This is a genomic window from Pseudonocardia sp. P-1 (genome assembly GCF_058111925.1).
The window spans coordinates 4,138,984-4,153,681 of the sequence record NZ_CM176614.1 but is presented as its reverse complement, the minus strand read 5'-3'; the positions used below and the strand labels follow the sequence as shown (position 1 = coordinate 4,153,681).

Sequence of the window (14,698 nt, the reverse complement as noted above, 5' to 3'; positions counted from 1 at the left end):
CGACGACATCGGTGCCCGGCGCGCGGTCGCGCACCGCTTCTTCTCGGCGGAGGCGGCCGCCGACCCGGTCGCGGTGTTCGCCGAGGCGATGGCCGAGGCCGGCGCGACCGGGGCGCACAGCGACGCCGGAGGGGCCGGCCCCGCCGCGGCCCGCCGCACCGGGTGAGCCGGAACGCGGTGGCCTGCAGCGCGGCGGGCCACCACCCGGCGGCGTGCAGCCCGACGGGCCGGAGCGCTGGACGGCGGCGGCTGGAGCGGGTCAGAGCAGGTGGGCTACAGCGCGTCGCCGGACAGGAAGACGGTGGCCCCGTCCTCACCGGTGGTCAGCACGGCGCCGCTGTCGGCCGCGGAGAGGAACACCGCCCGACCGCGGGGCAGCTCGACGGTGACACCGCCCGCGTCGACCGCGGCGTCACCGTCGACACACAGCAGGATGCGGGCGCCGGTGCCGGGGACGTCGAGCTTGTCCCGGCCGTCGGTGACCGCGCGGCGGAGCAGGAACTCCTCGACCGGCACGTCGTAGCGGTGCCAGCCGTCGGCGCCGGGGTCGGGGACCGGGGCGCGGACCGGCGGCGGCGGGGCGGTGAAGTCGAGGACGCGCAGCAGCTCCGGCACGTCGACGTGCTTGGGCGTCAGCCCGCCGCGCAGCACGTTGTCGGAGTTGGCCATCACCTCGATGCCCGCCCCGGACAGGTACGCGTGCAGGTTCCCGGCCGGCAGGTACAGCGCCTCGCCGGGGGCCAGGGTGATCCGGTTGAGCAGCAGCGCGGCGAGGACGCCTGCGTCGTCGGGGTAGCGCTCGGACAGGTCGAGCGCGGTCTTCGCCTCGCCGGTCCACTCCTGGGCGGTGCCGCGCTCCAGCAGCCGGACCGCACCGTCCTGCAGGGCCGGGACGAGCCCGTCGAGCACCGACTGGGGCAACGTGATCCAGGTGGTGAACAACGCGCGCAGCCCGTCCGGGCACGGCTGGCCGGCGAGCAGCTCGGTGTAGGCGGCGAGCTCGGGGACGTCCAGGGCGCGGAGCAGCTCCACCGTGCGGGCAGGCTCGCGGAACCCGACCAGCGCGACGAACTCGGTCAGCGCGCAGATCAGCTCCGGCTTGTGGTGGGCGTCGCGGTAGTTGCGGTCCGGCGCGTCCACCGCGATCCCCGCGGCGTTCTCCCGCTCCCAGCCCTCACGGGCCTGCTCCAGGCTCGGGTGGGCCTGCAGGCTCAGCGGCTCCTCGGCGGCCAGCACCTTCAACAGGAACGGCAGCCGCCCCTCCCAGCGGTCGCGGCCCGGGCCCAGCGCGGCGACCGGGTCGGCGGCGATGAGCTCGTGCAGCGGGCGGGTGCCCCCGGCGACCGTCGACGGGGCGGCCGGGTGTGCGCCCAGCCACAGCTCCGCCTGGGGGTGCGGTGACGGGACGGGCTCGCCGAGCAGCTCGGCGATGACCGTCCGCGAACCCCAGGCGTAGGTGCGGATCGGGTTCTCCAGCAGTTCCACGGGTCTCCCGGTGTCAGGTGCGCGGGGTCAGGTGATCAGGGTGGCGCCGGTCGCCAGGCCGAGGTACACGGCGGCGATGTCGGCGCGCAGGGCGAGCACACCGGCCCGCAGCAGCGCCGCGTCGCGGGTGCCGCGCGGGATCTCGTCGACCGGGTGCGCCAGATCGGCGTTCGGCCACTCCCGGCCGAGCACCCGGCGGCTCACCGACTGCGGGTCCTCCTCCCCCGTGCCGAGCAGCACCAGCCGCGGCGGCGGCGCGTCGCCACCGGGGGCCGGGTCGTCGAACGGGTCGTGGAAGATGTCGCCCCCGCCCCGCTCGGACAGGTCGACGGCGACGCGCAGACCGGCCAGGGTGCCCGCCTGTGCGAGCCCGTCGGCGTGCGCGACGACACCGGCGTGGGTGGCCAGCGCCAGCGCGCCGTGCCGGGCCACCGCGGCGGCGGCCGGGTCCACGCCCCACAACAGCGGCGTCCGCTCGGCCAGCCGCAACGCGAGCGCCTTCGCCGGGTTCACGAACGGCTCGTGCGCGGGCTGGCAGCGCTCGGCCTCGGCGTCCAGCGCGTCGGCCAGCGCCTCGAGCCGGGCCGGGACCTCCTCGCTGCGCATCCCGGGCAGCAGGTCCAGCTCGGCGACGGCGACCAGCGCCACCGTCAGCGCCTGGGCGAACCCGAGCCCCTCGGGCAGCGGGATGCGCGGCTCGACCAGCCGGGCGCGCCCGGCGCCGGCCTGGGCGACCGGCCCGGAGTCCGGCGCGGACAGCACGACCTCGGCGCCGCGGTGCACCGCGACGGCGACCGACTCGGCCAGCTCAGGGTCGGTGGGGTCCGCGGAGTGCGCGACGACGACGTCCAGCGGCCCGATCCAGCCCGGCATCCGCTCGGCGGCCACGACCGGCACCGGACAGCGGTCGGTGAGCAGGGCCGTGACGAGGTCGGCCACCACCCCGGAGACACCGGGCCGGTGCAGCAGCACCAGCGCGCGCGGACGGTGCCCGCGCAGCCGGTCCAGCCCGGCCTGGCCCGCGGTGTACAGCGCGGAGCGGACCTGGGCGCCCGCGGTCGCGGCGGCCCGCAGGACGCCCGTGGTGTCCCGCGCCGCCAGCCCCTCGGGATCGGCCAGCAGCGTGTCGTCGAGCACCCCGTTCACCCGTCGTCCCGTCCGTCCCCCGCCGGCCCGGTCCCGGGCAACGCCTCGTCGAGGAGCAGCACCGGGATCCCGTCGGTCACCGGGAACGCACGACCGCACGTCGTGCAGGTCAGCCGGTCCTCACCCGGGGTCAGTACCGCGTGCGCGTCGCACGGGCAGGCCAGGATCTCCAGCAGCTGGGGGTCGAGCTGTAGGGCCACGGTTCTCCTCGTCGTCATGTCGCGCTCTCGATGCTGCCACCCGGTACCGACACTCCGCGGCAGCCGACCGGGTACGGACGCCATCACCGCAGGTGTGCGGGGCCGCGCGATCAGGCGCGCACGACCGCCAGCACCTCGTCCACCAGGGCACGGACGGCCGCGTCGTCGGCCGCCTCGACGTTGAGCCGCAGCAGCGGCTCGGTGTTCGAGGCCCGCAGGTTGAACCACGATCCGTCCGGCAGCGAGACGGTCAGGCCGTCGAGCCGGTCGAGCTCGACGCCGTCGCGCGGGCCGAAGACGCCCTCGATCTCGGCGACCCGCGCGGCCTGGTCGTCGACCGTCGAGTTGATCTCCCCGGAGGCGGCGTAGCGGTCGTAGCCCGCCATCAGCCCGGACACCGTCGCGCCGGCGGCGGCCGCCCGGTGCTCGCCGAGCGCGGCCAGCAGGTGCAGCGCCGCGAGCATGCCGGAGTCGGCCTTCCAGAAGTCGCGGAAGTAGTAGTGCGCGGAGTGCTCGCCGCCGAACACCGCGCCGGTCTCGGCCATCGTCTGCTTGATGAACGAGTGGCCCACCCGGGTGCGGACCGCACGACCGCCGTGCTCGGCGACCAGCTCGGGGACCGCCCGCGAGGTGATCAGGTTGTGGATGACGGCGACGTCGGACTCCCCCGCCGCGTGCGCCCGGGCGAGCTCACGGGCCGCGACCAGCCCGGTGATGGCGCTGGGGCTCACCGCCTCGCCCCGCTCGTCGACGGCGAAACAGCGGTCGGCGTCGCCGTCGAAGGCCAGGCCGAGGTCCGCGCTCTCGGCGACGACCCGCTTCTGCAGGTCGACCAGGTTCGCCGGGTCCAGCGGGTTCGCCTCGTGGTTCGGGAAGTTCCCGTCGAGCTCGAAGTACAGCGGCACGACGCGCACGTTCAGGCCGTCGAACACGGTCGGGACGGTGTGCCCGCCCATCCCGTTCCCGGCGTCGACGACGACGGTGAGCTCCGGGGAGGCGTCCAGCGAGGTCAGGTCGACCAGGCCGCGCAGGTAGCGCGCGTAGCCGGTGAGCATGTCCTCGGTGCGCACGGCACCCGGCGACGGGACCTCGGGGACCCCGGAGTCGAGGAATCGGCCGGCCTCGTCGCGGATCGTCGCGAGGCCGGAGTCCTGGCCGACCGGGACGGCGCCGGCGCGGCACAGCTTGATGCCGTTGTAGGCGGCCGGGTTGTGGCTCGCGGTGAACATCGCGCCGGGCAGGTCCAGCGTGCCGGAGGCGTAGTAGAGCATGTCGGTGCTCGCGAGCCCGATGTCGACGACGTCGAGCCCCTGCCCGGTCACCCCGTCGGCGAACGCCGCCGCGAGCGCGGGCGAGCTGTCCCGCATGTCCCGCCCGACGACCACCGCCGACGGCGCCGGGTCGTCGCCCGCCACGAGCCGCGCCGTCGCCGCACCCAGTGCGCGCGCGGTGGACTCGTCCAGTTGGTCGCCGACGACACCGCGGATGTCGTAGGCCTTCACGATCGCCGAGAGGTCGGGCACGACGCACGACCCTAGCGCAGCCGTGTCACCCGTCCGCGCAGGTCTCCTCACCCCGTGGGACGGCTCAGCCGTCCTCGGGCTTCGGGAGCACCCGCAGGTGGCCGCGCCGCCCCGTGCCACCGGGCCGTGCGACCACCTCGACCGGCCGGTCCACCCGGCCCGCCTCGCGCACGGCATCGGCGAGCGCGGTGAGGTCCTCGCCGCTGTGCTGGGGCTGGGCGAACTCGCCCTCGAACCGGACGACCTCCCACCCGCGGGGGGCGGTGAGGTTGTGCGCGTGCCCGGTGCAGAGGTCGTAGGAGTGCGGCTCGGCCTGCGTGGCCAGCGGGCCGACGACGGCGGTCGAGTCGGCGTAGACGTAGGTGAGCGTGGCGACGGCGAGCTCGGTGCAGCCCGTCCGTGAACATCTCCGCACACTCAACACGTGGCCGACGATAGCCCGTCACGGGCCCGCCGCCGTACTGCGACGCGCACCCCGCTCGGCGGACGGTCCGCCCGCCGCGGTCGCGGGTCACCCCCGGGTGGGGCGCGGGGGTCCTAGAATGCCCTGGTGCCCACCGCTCGTCCCCAGAACGACCGCCGGTCGCCGCGCAGCCCGCGCCGGCGGGACCGGCGAGGACGCGGCCTGCGCGGCCTGATGTACCCGGTGTCGACGCCGGCCTTCCGCACCCGCGCCGAACGCTTCGACGCGAAGGTGCTGGAGGCGCTCGAACCGATCGAGGCGCGCTGGGGCCCGGAGCTGATCGACCTCGACCTCGCCGTCGACGACGTGCCGTCGGTCGACCGCACCTCGCCCGACGAGATCGTGTGGGGCACCGGGGTGCTGGCCGACGTCGGCGTCCCGCTGGCCCACCTCGTGCCGGCCGGGGTCGACTCCGCCGGGATGCCGACCCGGGCGCGGATCGTGCTCTACCGCCGCCCGCTCGAGGCCAGGGCGCGCAACGGCGAGGACCTCGCCGACCTCGTGCACGAGGTGCTCGTCGAGCAGGTCGCGGAGTACCTCAACATCGAGCCCGACGCCGTCGACGGCGGCTGAGCGCCCCCGCGGGGCGACACGGCCCGGGGACGACGACGGGCCGGTCACCGTGGCGGCGACCGGCCCTCGTGTTCCTGCTCCCCCGCGGAGTCTCAGACGGCGGCGCGGCGGAGGCGACGGCGCTCCCGCTCGCTCAGCCCGCCCCAGATGCCGAAACGCTCGTCCTGGGCCAGCGCGTACTCCAGGCACTCGGCCCGGACCTCGCAGCCGGAGCAGATGCGCTTGGCCTCACGGGTGGAGCCGCCCTTCTCGGGGAAGAACGCCTCCGGGTCGGTCTGCGCGCAGAGCGCACGCTCCTGCCAGTCCGGCACCTCCTCGGAGGAACCGTCGTCCAGCAGGCCCTTCAGGTCCAGGATCTGGGCGACCTGGTCGTAGTCGGCCATCTCGTGATCGGGCCGTTCGACCGTGCCCATCGGCTCGGCCCCCACCGGCCGCAGCATCCGCATGAACCCCTCGACGTCGTCCACTCGCCCACCTCCCCGCAACGCACTGGCGAATGACACCGCTGTAAGTACAGCGCTGACACTCGCTCTGTGCAAGCCGGCTCTGCCGATTGAGTGAAGGGTCGCGCGCGGGCGTTTCCTCCGACATGGAGTATGGGTACGTGCCGTCACTGACACGCCGCATCAGCCCCTGGTTCCTGCTGATCCTCGGCATCACCCTTCTCGGTGGTGTTCTCGCCGCCGCCGCCGTCCCCACCCGATCGGGGGTCCTGGCGACCTCCGGGATCTTCGTCATGGTGCTCGGCGGCTGGGTGGTGTCGCTGTGCCTGCACGAGTACGGGCACGCCGTCACCGCCTATCGCGGCGGGGACACCTCGGTCGCGGCGAAGGGCTACCTGACCCTCGACGTGCGGCGCTACGCCGACCCCGGCCTGTCCCTGGTGCTGCCGCTGATCATCCTGCTGATCGGCGGGCTGCCGCTGCCCGGCGGAGCGGTGTGGATCAACCAGTGGGCGCTGCGGTCGCGGGCCCGGCGCAGCGCGGTCTCGCTGGCGGGCCCCGCGGCGAACCTGGCCCTCGGCATCGTGTTGATCATCACGGTGGCCGCGTTCCCGGGGATGCCGCTGCCGGTGGCGGCCGGGCTGTCCGCGCTCGCGTACTTCCAGATCATCGCGTTCGTGCTGAACATGCTGCCCGTGCCCGGCCTCGACGGCTGGGGGGCGCTGGAGCCGTACCTGTCCGCGCCGGCGCGGCGCCTCGGCGAGCGGGTCCGGCCCTGGGCACCGTTCGTGCTGCTCGCCCTGCTGCTGTTCGTGCCCGGGGTGAGCGCGCTGTTCTTCGCCGCCACCCAGCTGCTGTTCGGCGCCGCCGGCGGGGACCAGGAACTGTTCCGGCTCGGCTACTCCGCGATGTTCTTCTGGCGCAACCTCTGAGCCCGGCTCAGCGGGCGGCGGCGACCATCGTCGCGACGGTGTCGTCGTCGGCGGGCAGCGCGTCCACCGGCCACCACCGCAGGTCCAGCGACTCGTCGCTGATCCGCGGCGCCGCGCCCGCGGGGGCGCGCACCAGGTAACGCACGTCCAGGTGACGGGTCGGGACCCCCAGCGAGCAGGTGACGGGGTGGACGTCGACGTGCAGCGGGTGCTCGTCGATCTCCAGGCCGTCGATCCCGGACTCCTCGGTGGCCTCGCGCAGCGCCGCGGCGCGCAGCGAGTCGTCGCCCGGCTCGCAGTGCCCGCCCAGCTGGATCCAGCGGCCCACCCGCGGGTGCAGGGTCAGCAGCGTGTGGTCCCCGCCCGCGTCGAGCAGCAGCGCCGACGCGGTGAGGTGCCCGGGCACGCAGGAGCGGTCGCAGGCGTCGTCGGGGCGCGCGTCGAGGAAGGCCAGCAGCGCGTGCTGCAGGGCCCGCTGGCCGGGGTCGCGCGGTGTCCAGGCGCCCAGCTCGCGGGCGGCCGTCGCCGTGGCCACCACGGCTCACAGCTCCAACAGGCCGTCGCCGGCCGGCCGGGGCGCGCGCGGGGCGATCGGCTCGACCGGCACGCCGACGGCGACCGCACCGAGCGCCGCCCAGTCGTCGGGCAGGTCCAGGACCCGGCGGGCGACGTCCGCGGCGAAGATCGTCGAGCCGACCCAGCAGGACGCCAGCCCCTCCGCGGCCAGTGCGACCAGCAGGGACTGCACCGCCGCGCCGCCGGCGACGGTGAACATGTCCCGCTCGGCGGCGGCCCGGGCCGTGTCCGGGTAGCCGTGCATCCCCGCGGTGGACCGGAACGCCAGGACCAGCTCCGGGGCGCGGCGCAGCAGATCCCCGCGGGCGAGGCGACGCTCCACCTCGTCGGCCGGGCGCCCGTCGGCGACCAGGTCGGCGCGCCAGCGCTCGCGCAGCGCGTCGAGCACCGCGGTGCGCCGCGCCGCGTCACGCAGCCACACGAACCGGAACGGGGTGCTGTGGTGCGGCGCGGGCGCGGTCAGCGCGACGCCCACGGCGCGGCGCACGGCGTCGGCGTCGACCGGCTCGTCGGCGAAGTCCCGGGTGCTGCGACGCAGCAGGACCGCCTCGCCGCGCCCACGGGCGATCGCCTCCTCGGTGCCCAGCCAGAACAGGTCCTCGGAGATCGGCCGGATCAGGTCACGGGCGGTCGAGCCGTCGTCGGGCAGGGCCGCGCCGCGCAGCACCGCGACCGGCAGCCCGCCGAGCTTGCCCTTCACCAGGTCCGCGGCCGCGGCGATCTCGTCGGCGACGGCGATCTCGGTGACGACCAGGTCGTTGCCCTGGCCGTCGACGGCGCCGGAGTAGCCGTGCAGCACCGGCAGCCCGGCCGAGCCGATCGCGATGTCGGTCTGGCCGACCCGCCAGCTGCGCCCCAGGGTGTCGGTGACGACGACGCCGACCTCGACCCCGAGCCGCTCCCGCAGCCCGGCGCGCAGCCCGGCCGCGCTGGCGTCCGGGTCGGCGGGCAGCAGGGCGAGCTCGTCGCGGCGGACGTTGGAGCCGTCGATGCCCGCGGCGGCCTGCACGATGCCGAGCTTCCCGGCCACGATCAGCGTCCGGCCCTTGCGGGCCACCACCCGCTCGGTCTCCTGCTCGACCAGCCTGCGGCGCAGCGCGTCGCGCTCCTCCTCGTCGGCGGGGGCAGGCACCAGCCTGCCCTCGACCTTGGAGAACACCTTGCTGGTGACCACCACGACGTCGCCGTCGCGCAGCCAGGTCATCCGCTCGGCCAGCGCGGCGGTGAGGTCGTCGCCGGGGCGGAACTCCGGAAGCCCCGGGACTCCGATGATCTCCAGCCGCTGCGACGCGTGGTCGGGGAAACCCTCAGACACCGACGCCCGCCAGCTCGAACGCGGCGCGGGCCATGGCGGCGGTCGCGTCGTGGTCGGTCATCAGCAGCGGCACCTCGCGCACGGTCGCGCCGGGCACGGTCGCGGCGTCGCCGGTGTGCACCAGGTAGCCGTCGAGCAGTCCGCCCTCGCCGCGGCCGCCGTAGTGCCGGCCCACGCCCTCGGCGCTGGTCTCGACGCCGATCGCGGTCAGGCAGGCGTCGGCCATACCCCGCACCGGCGCCCCGCCCACGATCGGGGACAGCCCCACGACCTTCGCGGGCGTCGCCGCGAGGGCCTGGGCCATCCCGGGGACCGAGACGATCGTGCCGATCGACACCACCGGGTTGGACGGGGCGACGAGCACGACGTCGGCCCCGGCGATCGCGGCCCGGGCGTCGGGCAGGATCGCGGCCTGGTCGGCACCGACCGAGGCGAAGCGGTACGCCTTCGGGGCGGCCCGGTACCGGATCCACCACTCCTGGAAGTGGATCGCGACCTGCGGGGTCTCCTCGACCGCGGCCGGGTCCGGGTTGTCGATCACGACGTGGGTCTCGACGCGGTCGTCGGAGGCGGGCAGCAGCCGCACCCCGGGCTGCCAGCGGTGGCAGAGCGCCTCGGTGACCTGGGACAGCGGGTAGCCGGCACGCAGCATCCGGGTGCGGACGAGGTGGGTGGCGACGTCGCGGTCGCCCAGCCCGAACCAGCCCGCCTCGGCGCCGTAGGCCTCCAGCTCGGCCTTGACCGACCACGTCTCGTCCGAGCGGCCCCAGCCCTTCTCGACGTCGATGCCGCCGCCGAGGGTGTACATGACGGTGTCGAGGTCCGGACAGACCCGCAGCCCGTGCAGCCAGATGTCGTCGCCGACGTTGACCACGGCGGTGACCTCGTGCGCGGACTCGCCCGCCCCCACGGGGGGCAGTCCGAGCGCGCGCTTCACGCCTTGCAGGAAGCGGGCTCCGCCGACGCCGCCGACCAGAACGGTGACCTTCACACGGCGACCCTACGTCGGTCAGAACGAGCGGTAGTCGCGCGGGGAGAACCGGGGCCCGAACCGGGGGCGGCGGAACCCGGACGCCTCGATGTAGCGGACCGCGCGCTGGCGCTGCGGCACGTAGGGGGCGAGCACCTCGAGCATCCCCGCGTCGTCGAGGTCGTGCCCGAGCAGCGCCCAGCCGACGGTGTTGGGCACGTGGAAGTCGCCGAAGCTGACCGCGTCCGGGTCGCCCCAGGCGCGCTGGGCGATCTCCGCGGCCGTCCACACCCCGATGCCACGGACCCGGCGCAGCAGCACCCGGCCCTGCTCCCCGCCCAGCTCGGCGGCCCGCTCCAGCCGGTGGGCGACGACGGCGGCGTGCAGGATCGCCGTCCGCCGGGCGTGGTCGACGCCGGCCCGGTGCCACTCCCACTCCGGCACCGCGCGGATCTGCCCGGGCGTCGGCGGCACCCGCATCCCGGCGGGCACCACCCCGGCCGGCCCCGGCGCCGGCTCCCCGAAGCGCCACGCGAGCTCGCGGAACGAGCGGTGCGCCTCGGTGCCGGTGACCTTCTGCTCCAGCACGGCGGGCAGCAGCGCGTCCCAGACCCGGCCGGTGGAGCCCAGCCGCAGCCCGGGACGGCGCCGGTGCGCGTCGGCGACGAGCGGGTGGTGCGCCACGAACGCCGACGGGTCGTCGTCGGCCCCCAGCAGCGACGGCAGCCGGTCGACCTCCCAGGCCGCGCCCGGCCCCCAGCCGGTCGCGCGCACGGTGCCGTGCGGGCCGCCGTCGGCGCGGCGGCGGATCGCGACGGTGGCGGGGCCGGCCGGCGTCGTCGAGACCCGCCAGATCACGGCGCCGTCGACGGCGGTGCGCCAGGTGGGGTCGCCGCGGCCGCGGCGCAGCGGGGCGAGGACGCCGTACAGGTCGAGCGGGAACGGCGGCCGCCATTCCCGGTCCACCACCACGGCGGCCGTGTCCACGCCCCCGATGGTCACACGTCGGGCGAGAACCGGACCCCGTGGGGCGGCAGCGTGACGTCCGGCCACACCCGCATGTTGTGCCGCAGCTCGCAGTGCGCGCCGACCACGGCCCGGTCGCCGACCACGGTGTCGCGGACGCTCGCGCCCTCCTCGACGACCGCCCCGGCCCCGATCACCGAGTTCTCGACGACCGCGCCCGCCTGCACCACCGCGCCGTCGAACAGCATGGAGCCCTCGACCCGGGCGCCGGAGCCGATCCGGGCGCCGCGGCCGACGGTCGTCCCGCCGAACACGAACGCGTCGGAGGCCACCTCGGCCCCCTCCAGCACCATCGACTCGCCGGTCGGGCCGGGCAGTGCCGCCGAGGGCGCGACCCCGCGGACCAGGTCCGCCGAGCCGTGCACCAGGTCGCCGGGGGTGCCCATGTCGCGCCAGTACGCGACGTCGACGTGGCCCTGCACGTGCGCCCCCGAGGCGAGCAGGTCGGGGAACGTCTCGCGCTCCACCGACACCGGCCTGCCCTCGGGGATGGTGTCGACGACCTCGCGGCGGAAGACGTAGCAACCGGCGTTGATCTGGTCGGTCGGCGGGTCCTCGGTCTTCTCGAGGAACTCCAGCACCCGGCCGGTCGGGTCGGTGGGGACGCAGCCGAAGGCCCGCGGGTTCTGCACCCGCACCAGGTGCAGTGTGACGTCGGCACCGGTGCTGCGGTGGGTGTCGGCGACGGCGGTCAGGTCGGTGCCCGCCAGCACGTCGCCGTTGAAGATCATGACGTGCTCGGCGGAGAGCTTGCCGGCCACGTTGCGGATGCCCCCGCCGGTGCCCAGCGGCTCGTTCTCGGTGACGTAGGTGAGGTCCAGCCCCAGCGACGAGCCGTCGCCGAAGTGCTCCTCGAAGGTCTCGGCCAGGTAGCTCGTGCCCAGCACCGCCCGCCGGATGCCCGCCTCGCGGATCCGCGACAGCAGGTGCGCCAGGAACGGCACCCCCGCCGTCGGCAGCATCGGCTTGGGCGCCGACAGGGTCAGTGGCCGCAGCCGGGTGCCCTTGCCCCCGACCAGCACGACCGCCTCGACGTCCTGCAATGCAGGTCCCCCCTCAGGTTCTTTCTTCTCGTTCGCGCTCAGCCGGTCCGCCGCAGCAGACCCGAGCGCACGGCCAGGCCGGCGCGCAGGGCCGCACGCAGCGGAGCGTGCACCGGACCGCGGTGGCGGTCGGCCAGGTAGCGGTAGGCGCTGCGGTGGTGCTCGGCGAGCATCCGTGCCGACACCTCCGGCTTGCCCGTGGACGCTCCGCCCACGTGTACGACATCGGCACCGGGGACGTACACGTTTCGCCATCCGGCGAGACCCAGCCGCATCCCCAGGTCGACGTCCTCGAAGTACATGAAGTAGCGCGGGTCGAAACCGTCGACGGAGTCGAACGCGGTGCGCCGCAGGAGCAGGCACGACCCGGACAGCCAGCCGGCCGCGCGTTCCGTCAGGTCCTCCCGGCTGCGCCGGTAGGCCGCCGTCCAGGGATTGCCCGGCCAGACCGGGGCCAGCACGGCGTGCGCCGCCCCGGCCGTCAGCGACGGCACCTCGCGCGCCGAGGGGTAGACCTCGCCGGACGGTTCGCGGATCAGCGGGCCGAGCGACCCGGCCCGGGGGTGGCGACGGCCGGCGTCGAGCAGGGTGTCCAGCGACCCGGCGCCCCACTCCAGGTCCGGGTTGGCGACGACGACCCAGCCGTATCCGTCGGGCAGCGAGGCCACGCCACGGTTGGCGGCGGCGCCGTAGCCGACGTTCTCGCCGATCGGCAGGAACGTCACGTGGTCGCGCTCGCGGGCCGCGCGCTCGGGGGCGCCGTCGACGGATCCGTTGTCGGCCAGGACGACCGGCACGTCCGTGCGGGCCGTCGCGCCCTGCAGCGAGTCGAGGAAGGTGTCCAGCAGCGCGCCCGGCGAGTAGGTCACCGTGACGACGGCGACCCCGTCGCCGTAGGACCGTGCGTCGTCGGTCACATGGCCTCCCCGTCCTTTTCGTCCACCCCGCGCATGTCCCGCAACCTAGTCAGCACGGGCACGCCCGCGCCCGGCGGCTCCGTCCGGCACCGCCCGTTCGCGCCCGTGAAGATCACACTCCGTCACCGCGACCATGATTGCGATACTCTCACTCCAACATTCGGACCGCCCCCGAGCAGCGACGACACGTCGTACCCGTGCGTCACCCTCAAGTCCGGACCCCCTACGACGACCGGGCGAGCAACCCGACACGCAGGCCCGTACGACCCACGGCGCGGGCCCGGATGCTGCACCCTGGTCCCCGACCGGGGTGTCCGGTCCCAGAGACGCACGGGCCGCGCTCCGGTTCACCGGACTCCCCCGTCCGGGTGAGACGCGGCGGCGCGGACGAGACGGACCCCGAGGGGAGCGAGCATGGGCGAGGTCTACCGGGACCGCTCCCGCCCGTCGGCCGCCGAGCGCGCCGCCGCGCGACGGTCCGGCCGCCCCGCCGCCCCGACGACCGGTGGCGCTCGCCCCGGGTCCGCCCGGACACCGGCGCCGCGCGCGGCCGCCCCGCGGGCTCCGCCGGCTGGAGCCGGGCGGGGACCGCGACCGGCCCCGACGAGCACCCCCCGTACCCGGCGCGGGGCGGGCGCACCGGCGGACGACCGCCCCGGGGCCGCGGGCTGCTGGCCCGGCTGCGGCTCGCCGTCGCCGTGCTGTCGGCGCTGACGGTGCTGCTCACCGGCGCCGTGTGGACGCTCTACCGCGACGTCACCGGCGGCATCACCACGACGAACCTGCTGTTCGGCGGCTCCGCGGGCGGCGAGCAGAACATCCTGCTGGTCGGCGTGGACAGCCGTACCGACGCGCAGGGCAACCCGCTGCCGGCCGACGTCCTGGCCCAGCTGCGCAGCGGCGCCGAGTCCGGCGTCCTCAACTCCGACACGATCATCGTCGTGCACCTGCCCGCCGACGGCGGCAGCGCGACCGCGTTCTCCATCCCGCGCGACTCCGAGGTGTCGATCCCGGGGATCGGCCGCAACAAGATCAACGCCGCCTACCCGCAGACGAAGGCGCAGACCGCGTCCCGGTTGGTCGCCGAGGGTGTGCGCGACCCCCGGCAGATCGACCAGGACTCGTCGCAGGCCGGCCGGCAGGCCCTGATCGACACCGTGCAGGACCTCACCGGGCTGGCCATCGACCACTTCGCCGAGGTCAACCTGCTCGGCTTCTACAACCTCACCAACGCCGTCGGCGGCGTCGACGTCTGTCTCAAGGCCCCGGCCAGGGACGAGTTCTCCGGCGCCGACTTCCCCGCGGGCCCGCAGACGATCTCCGGTGCCGACGCGCTCGCGTTCGTCCGGCAGCGGCACGGGCTCGCCGGCGGGGACCTGTCGCGTATCAACCGTCAGCAGGTGTTCCTCGCCGCGGTCGCCAACAAGGTCCTGTCCTCGGGCACGCTCACCGACCCGACCAAGCTCGGCGCGCTCATCGAGGTGGTCCAGCAGTCGGTCGTCATCGACAGCGGCTGGGACCTGCTCGGCTTCGCCCGCGAGGCGTCGTCGATCGCGGCCGGGAGGATGGACTTCCTGACCATCCCCACCGGCGGTCCGGAGACCACCCGGAGCAAGGACGTGCTGCTCGTCGACCCCGCCGAGGTCCGCGACTTCGTCGCCCACCACACCGACCCCGAGCCCGAGGAGGCGGCCGCGACCTCCACGGAGGCGGCGGCGCCGGTCGTGGCCGACGTGGCGAACGGGTCCGGGGTGACCGGGCTGGCCGCACAGGTCGCCGACACCCTGGGCCGCAACGGGTTCACCCCCGGCGAGGTCGGCAACGCCCCGGACCGCACCACCTCGGTGGTCCGCTACAGCCAGGCCGACGGCGACGCCGCCGCCCGCCGGGTCGCCGAGGCGCTGGGCGGCATCGGCGTCGAGCAGTCCGACGCCGTCGCCCAGGGCCGGGTCCAGGTGCTGCTCGGCACCGACCGCGCGAACGGCGGCCGGTCGACCTCCGCGGCGGCCGCGCCCGCCGCGGCCCCGGCTCCCTCGACCCCGCCGATCACCGCGGGCGGGGTCCCCTGCATCGACTGACGTAGCGT

15 protein-coding genes are annotated in these 14,698 nt (G+C 75.5%); 3 read left to right on the top strand and 12 right to left on the bottom strand.

Translation table 11 applies throughout. The annotated features are described in order from the left end of the window. Positions 1–273: 273 nt before the first annotated feature. The 5 genes from manA to AC0GKK_RS20440 all read right to left on the bottom strand — a co-directional run bounded on the left by manA (position 274) and on the right by AC0GKK_RS20440 (position 4,769). The gene (gene manA / locus AC0GKK_RS20460) at positions 274–1,485 is read right to left on the bottom strand and encodes a mannose-6-phosphate isomerase, class I (protein WP_062397559.1); all 1,212 of its coding nucleotides are present in this window, start codon (positions 1,483–1,485) and stop codon (positions 274–276) included. Between the two features lie 27 nt (positions 1,486–1,512). Then, positions 1,513–2,631, bottom strand: coding sequence for an SIS domain-containing protein (locus tag AC0GKK_RS20455; RefSeq protein WP_139282868.1), 1,119 nt, complete (start codon positions 2,629–2,631; stop codon positions 1,513–1,515). Then, the gene (locus AC0GKK_RS20450; RefSeq protein ID WP_073576344.1) at positions 2,628–2,831 is read right to left on the bottom strand and encodes a Trm112 family protein; all 204 of its coding nucleotides are present in this window, start codon (positions 2,829–2,831) and stop codon (positions 2,628–2,630) included. Before AC0GKK_RS20450 ends, AC0GKK_RS20455 begins: the two co-directional genes overlap by 4 nt. Before the next feature lie 110 nt (positions 2,832–2,941). After that, positions 2,942–4,354, bottom strand: a complete 1,413-nt coding sequence (locus AC0GKK_RS20445; RefSeq protein ID WP_405415207.1) for a phosphomannomutase/phosphoglucomutase — start codon at positions 4,352–4,354, stop codon at positions 2,942–2,944. Between the two features lie 64 nt (positions 4,355–4,418). Continuing rightward, on the bottom strand, positions 4,419–4,769 hold the full coding sequence (locus tag AC0GKK_RS20440; RefSeq protein WP_020627719.1) for a DUF3499 domain-containing protein: 351 nt from the start codon (positions 4,767–4,769) through the stop codon (positions 4,419–4,421). Positions 4,770–4,904: 135 nt separating this feature from the next. Between AC0GKK_RS20440 and AC0GKK_RS20435 the strand changes: the two genes are divergently transcribed. Then, positions 4,905–5,390 (top strand): metallopeptidase family protein, encoded by a 486-nt coding sequence (locus tag AC0GKK_RS20435; protein WP_489882312.1) that lies wholly within the window; start codon positions 4,905–4,907, stop codon positions 5,388–5,390. Between the two features lie 92 nt (positions 5,391–5,482). On the opposite strand, the gene AC0GKK_RS20430 is transcribed toward AC0GKK_RS20435, so the two are convergent. After that, positions 5,483–5,773, bottom strand: coding sequence for a WhiB family transcriptional regulator (locus tag AC0GKK_RS20430; RefSeq protein ID WP_083658828.1), 291 nt, complete (start codon positions 5,771–5,773; stop codon positions 5,483–5,485). Positions 5,774–5,994: 221 nt separating this feature from the next. Between AC0GKK_RS20430 and AC0GKK_RS20425 the strand changes: the two genes are divergently transcribed. Then, complete coding sequence (locus AC0GKK_RS20425; RefSeq protein WP_312888781.1) at positions 5,995–6,765, top strand: site-2 protease family protein; 771 nt, start codon at positions 5,995–5,997, stop codon at positions 6,763–6,765. A 7-nt stretch (positions 6,766–6,772) separates the two neighbouring features. On the opposite strand, the gene AC0GKK_RS20420 is transcribed toward AC0GKK_RS20425, so the two are convergent. From AC0GKK_RS20420 to AC0GKK_RS20395, 6 genes are read right to left on the bottom strand one after another with little or no spacing between them, the layout of a single operon-like run. Further along, positions 6,773–7,303: an NUDIX hydrolase gene (locus AC0GKK_RS20420; protein WP_489882311.1), complete on the bottom strand. Its 531-nt coding sequence runs from the start codon at positions 7,301–7,303 to the stop codon at positions 6,773–6,775. Between the two features lie 3 nt (positions 7,304–7,306). Further along, on the bottom strand, positions 7,307–8,656 hold the full coding sequence (locus AC0GKK_RS20415; RefSeq protein WP_489882310.1) for a coenzyme F420-0:L-glutamate ligase: 1,350 nt from the start codon (positions 8,654–8,656) through the stop codon (positions 7,307–7,309). Beyond that, the gene (cofD, locus tag AC0GKK_RS20410) at positions 8,649–9,647 is read right to left on the bottom strand and encodes a 2-phospho-L-lactate transferase (protein WP_489882309.1); all 999 of its coding nucleotides are present in this window, start codon (positions 9,645–9,647) and stop codon (positions 8,649–8,651) included. The genes AC0GKK_RS20415 and cofD overlap by 8 nt, the downstream gene beginning before the upstream one ends. An 18-nt stretch (positions 9,648–9,665) precedes the next feature. Beyond that, positions 9,666–10,613, bottom strand: a complete 948-nt coding sequence (locus tag AC0GKK_RS20405) for a DNA-3-methyladenine glycosylase family protein (protein WP_489882308.1) — start codon at positions 10,611–10,613, stop codon at positions 9,666–9,668. 11 nt (positions 10,614–10,624) lie between these two features. Beyond that, on the bottom strand, positions 10,625–11,695 hold the full coding sequence (gene manB / locus AC0GKK_RS20400; protein ID WP_179761876.1) for a mannose-1-phosphate guanylyltransferase: 1,071 nt from the start codon (positions 11,693–11,695) through the stop codon (positions 10,625–10,627). A 38-nt stretch (positions 11,696–11,733) separates the two neighbouring features. Beyond that, complete coding sequence (locus AC0GKK_RS20395) at positions 11,734–12,612, bottom strand: glycosyltransferase family 2 protein (RefSeq protein ID WP_489882307.1); 879 nt, start codon at positions 12,610–12,612, stop codon at positions 11,734–11,736. Positions 12,613–12,980: 368 nt separating this feature from the next. Between AC0GKK_RS20395 and AC0GKK_RS20390 the strand changes: the two genes are divergently transcribed. Next, a complete protein-coding gene (locus tag AC0GKK_RS20390; protein WP_489882306.1) occupies positions 12,981–14,690 on the top strand; it encodes an LCP family protein in 1,710 nt (569 codons plus the stop codon). The last annotated feature ends 8 nt before the right edge of the window (positions 14,691–14,698 follow it).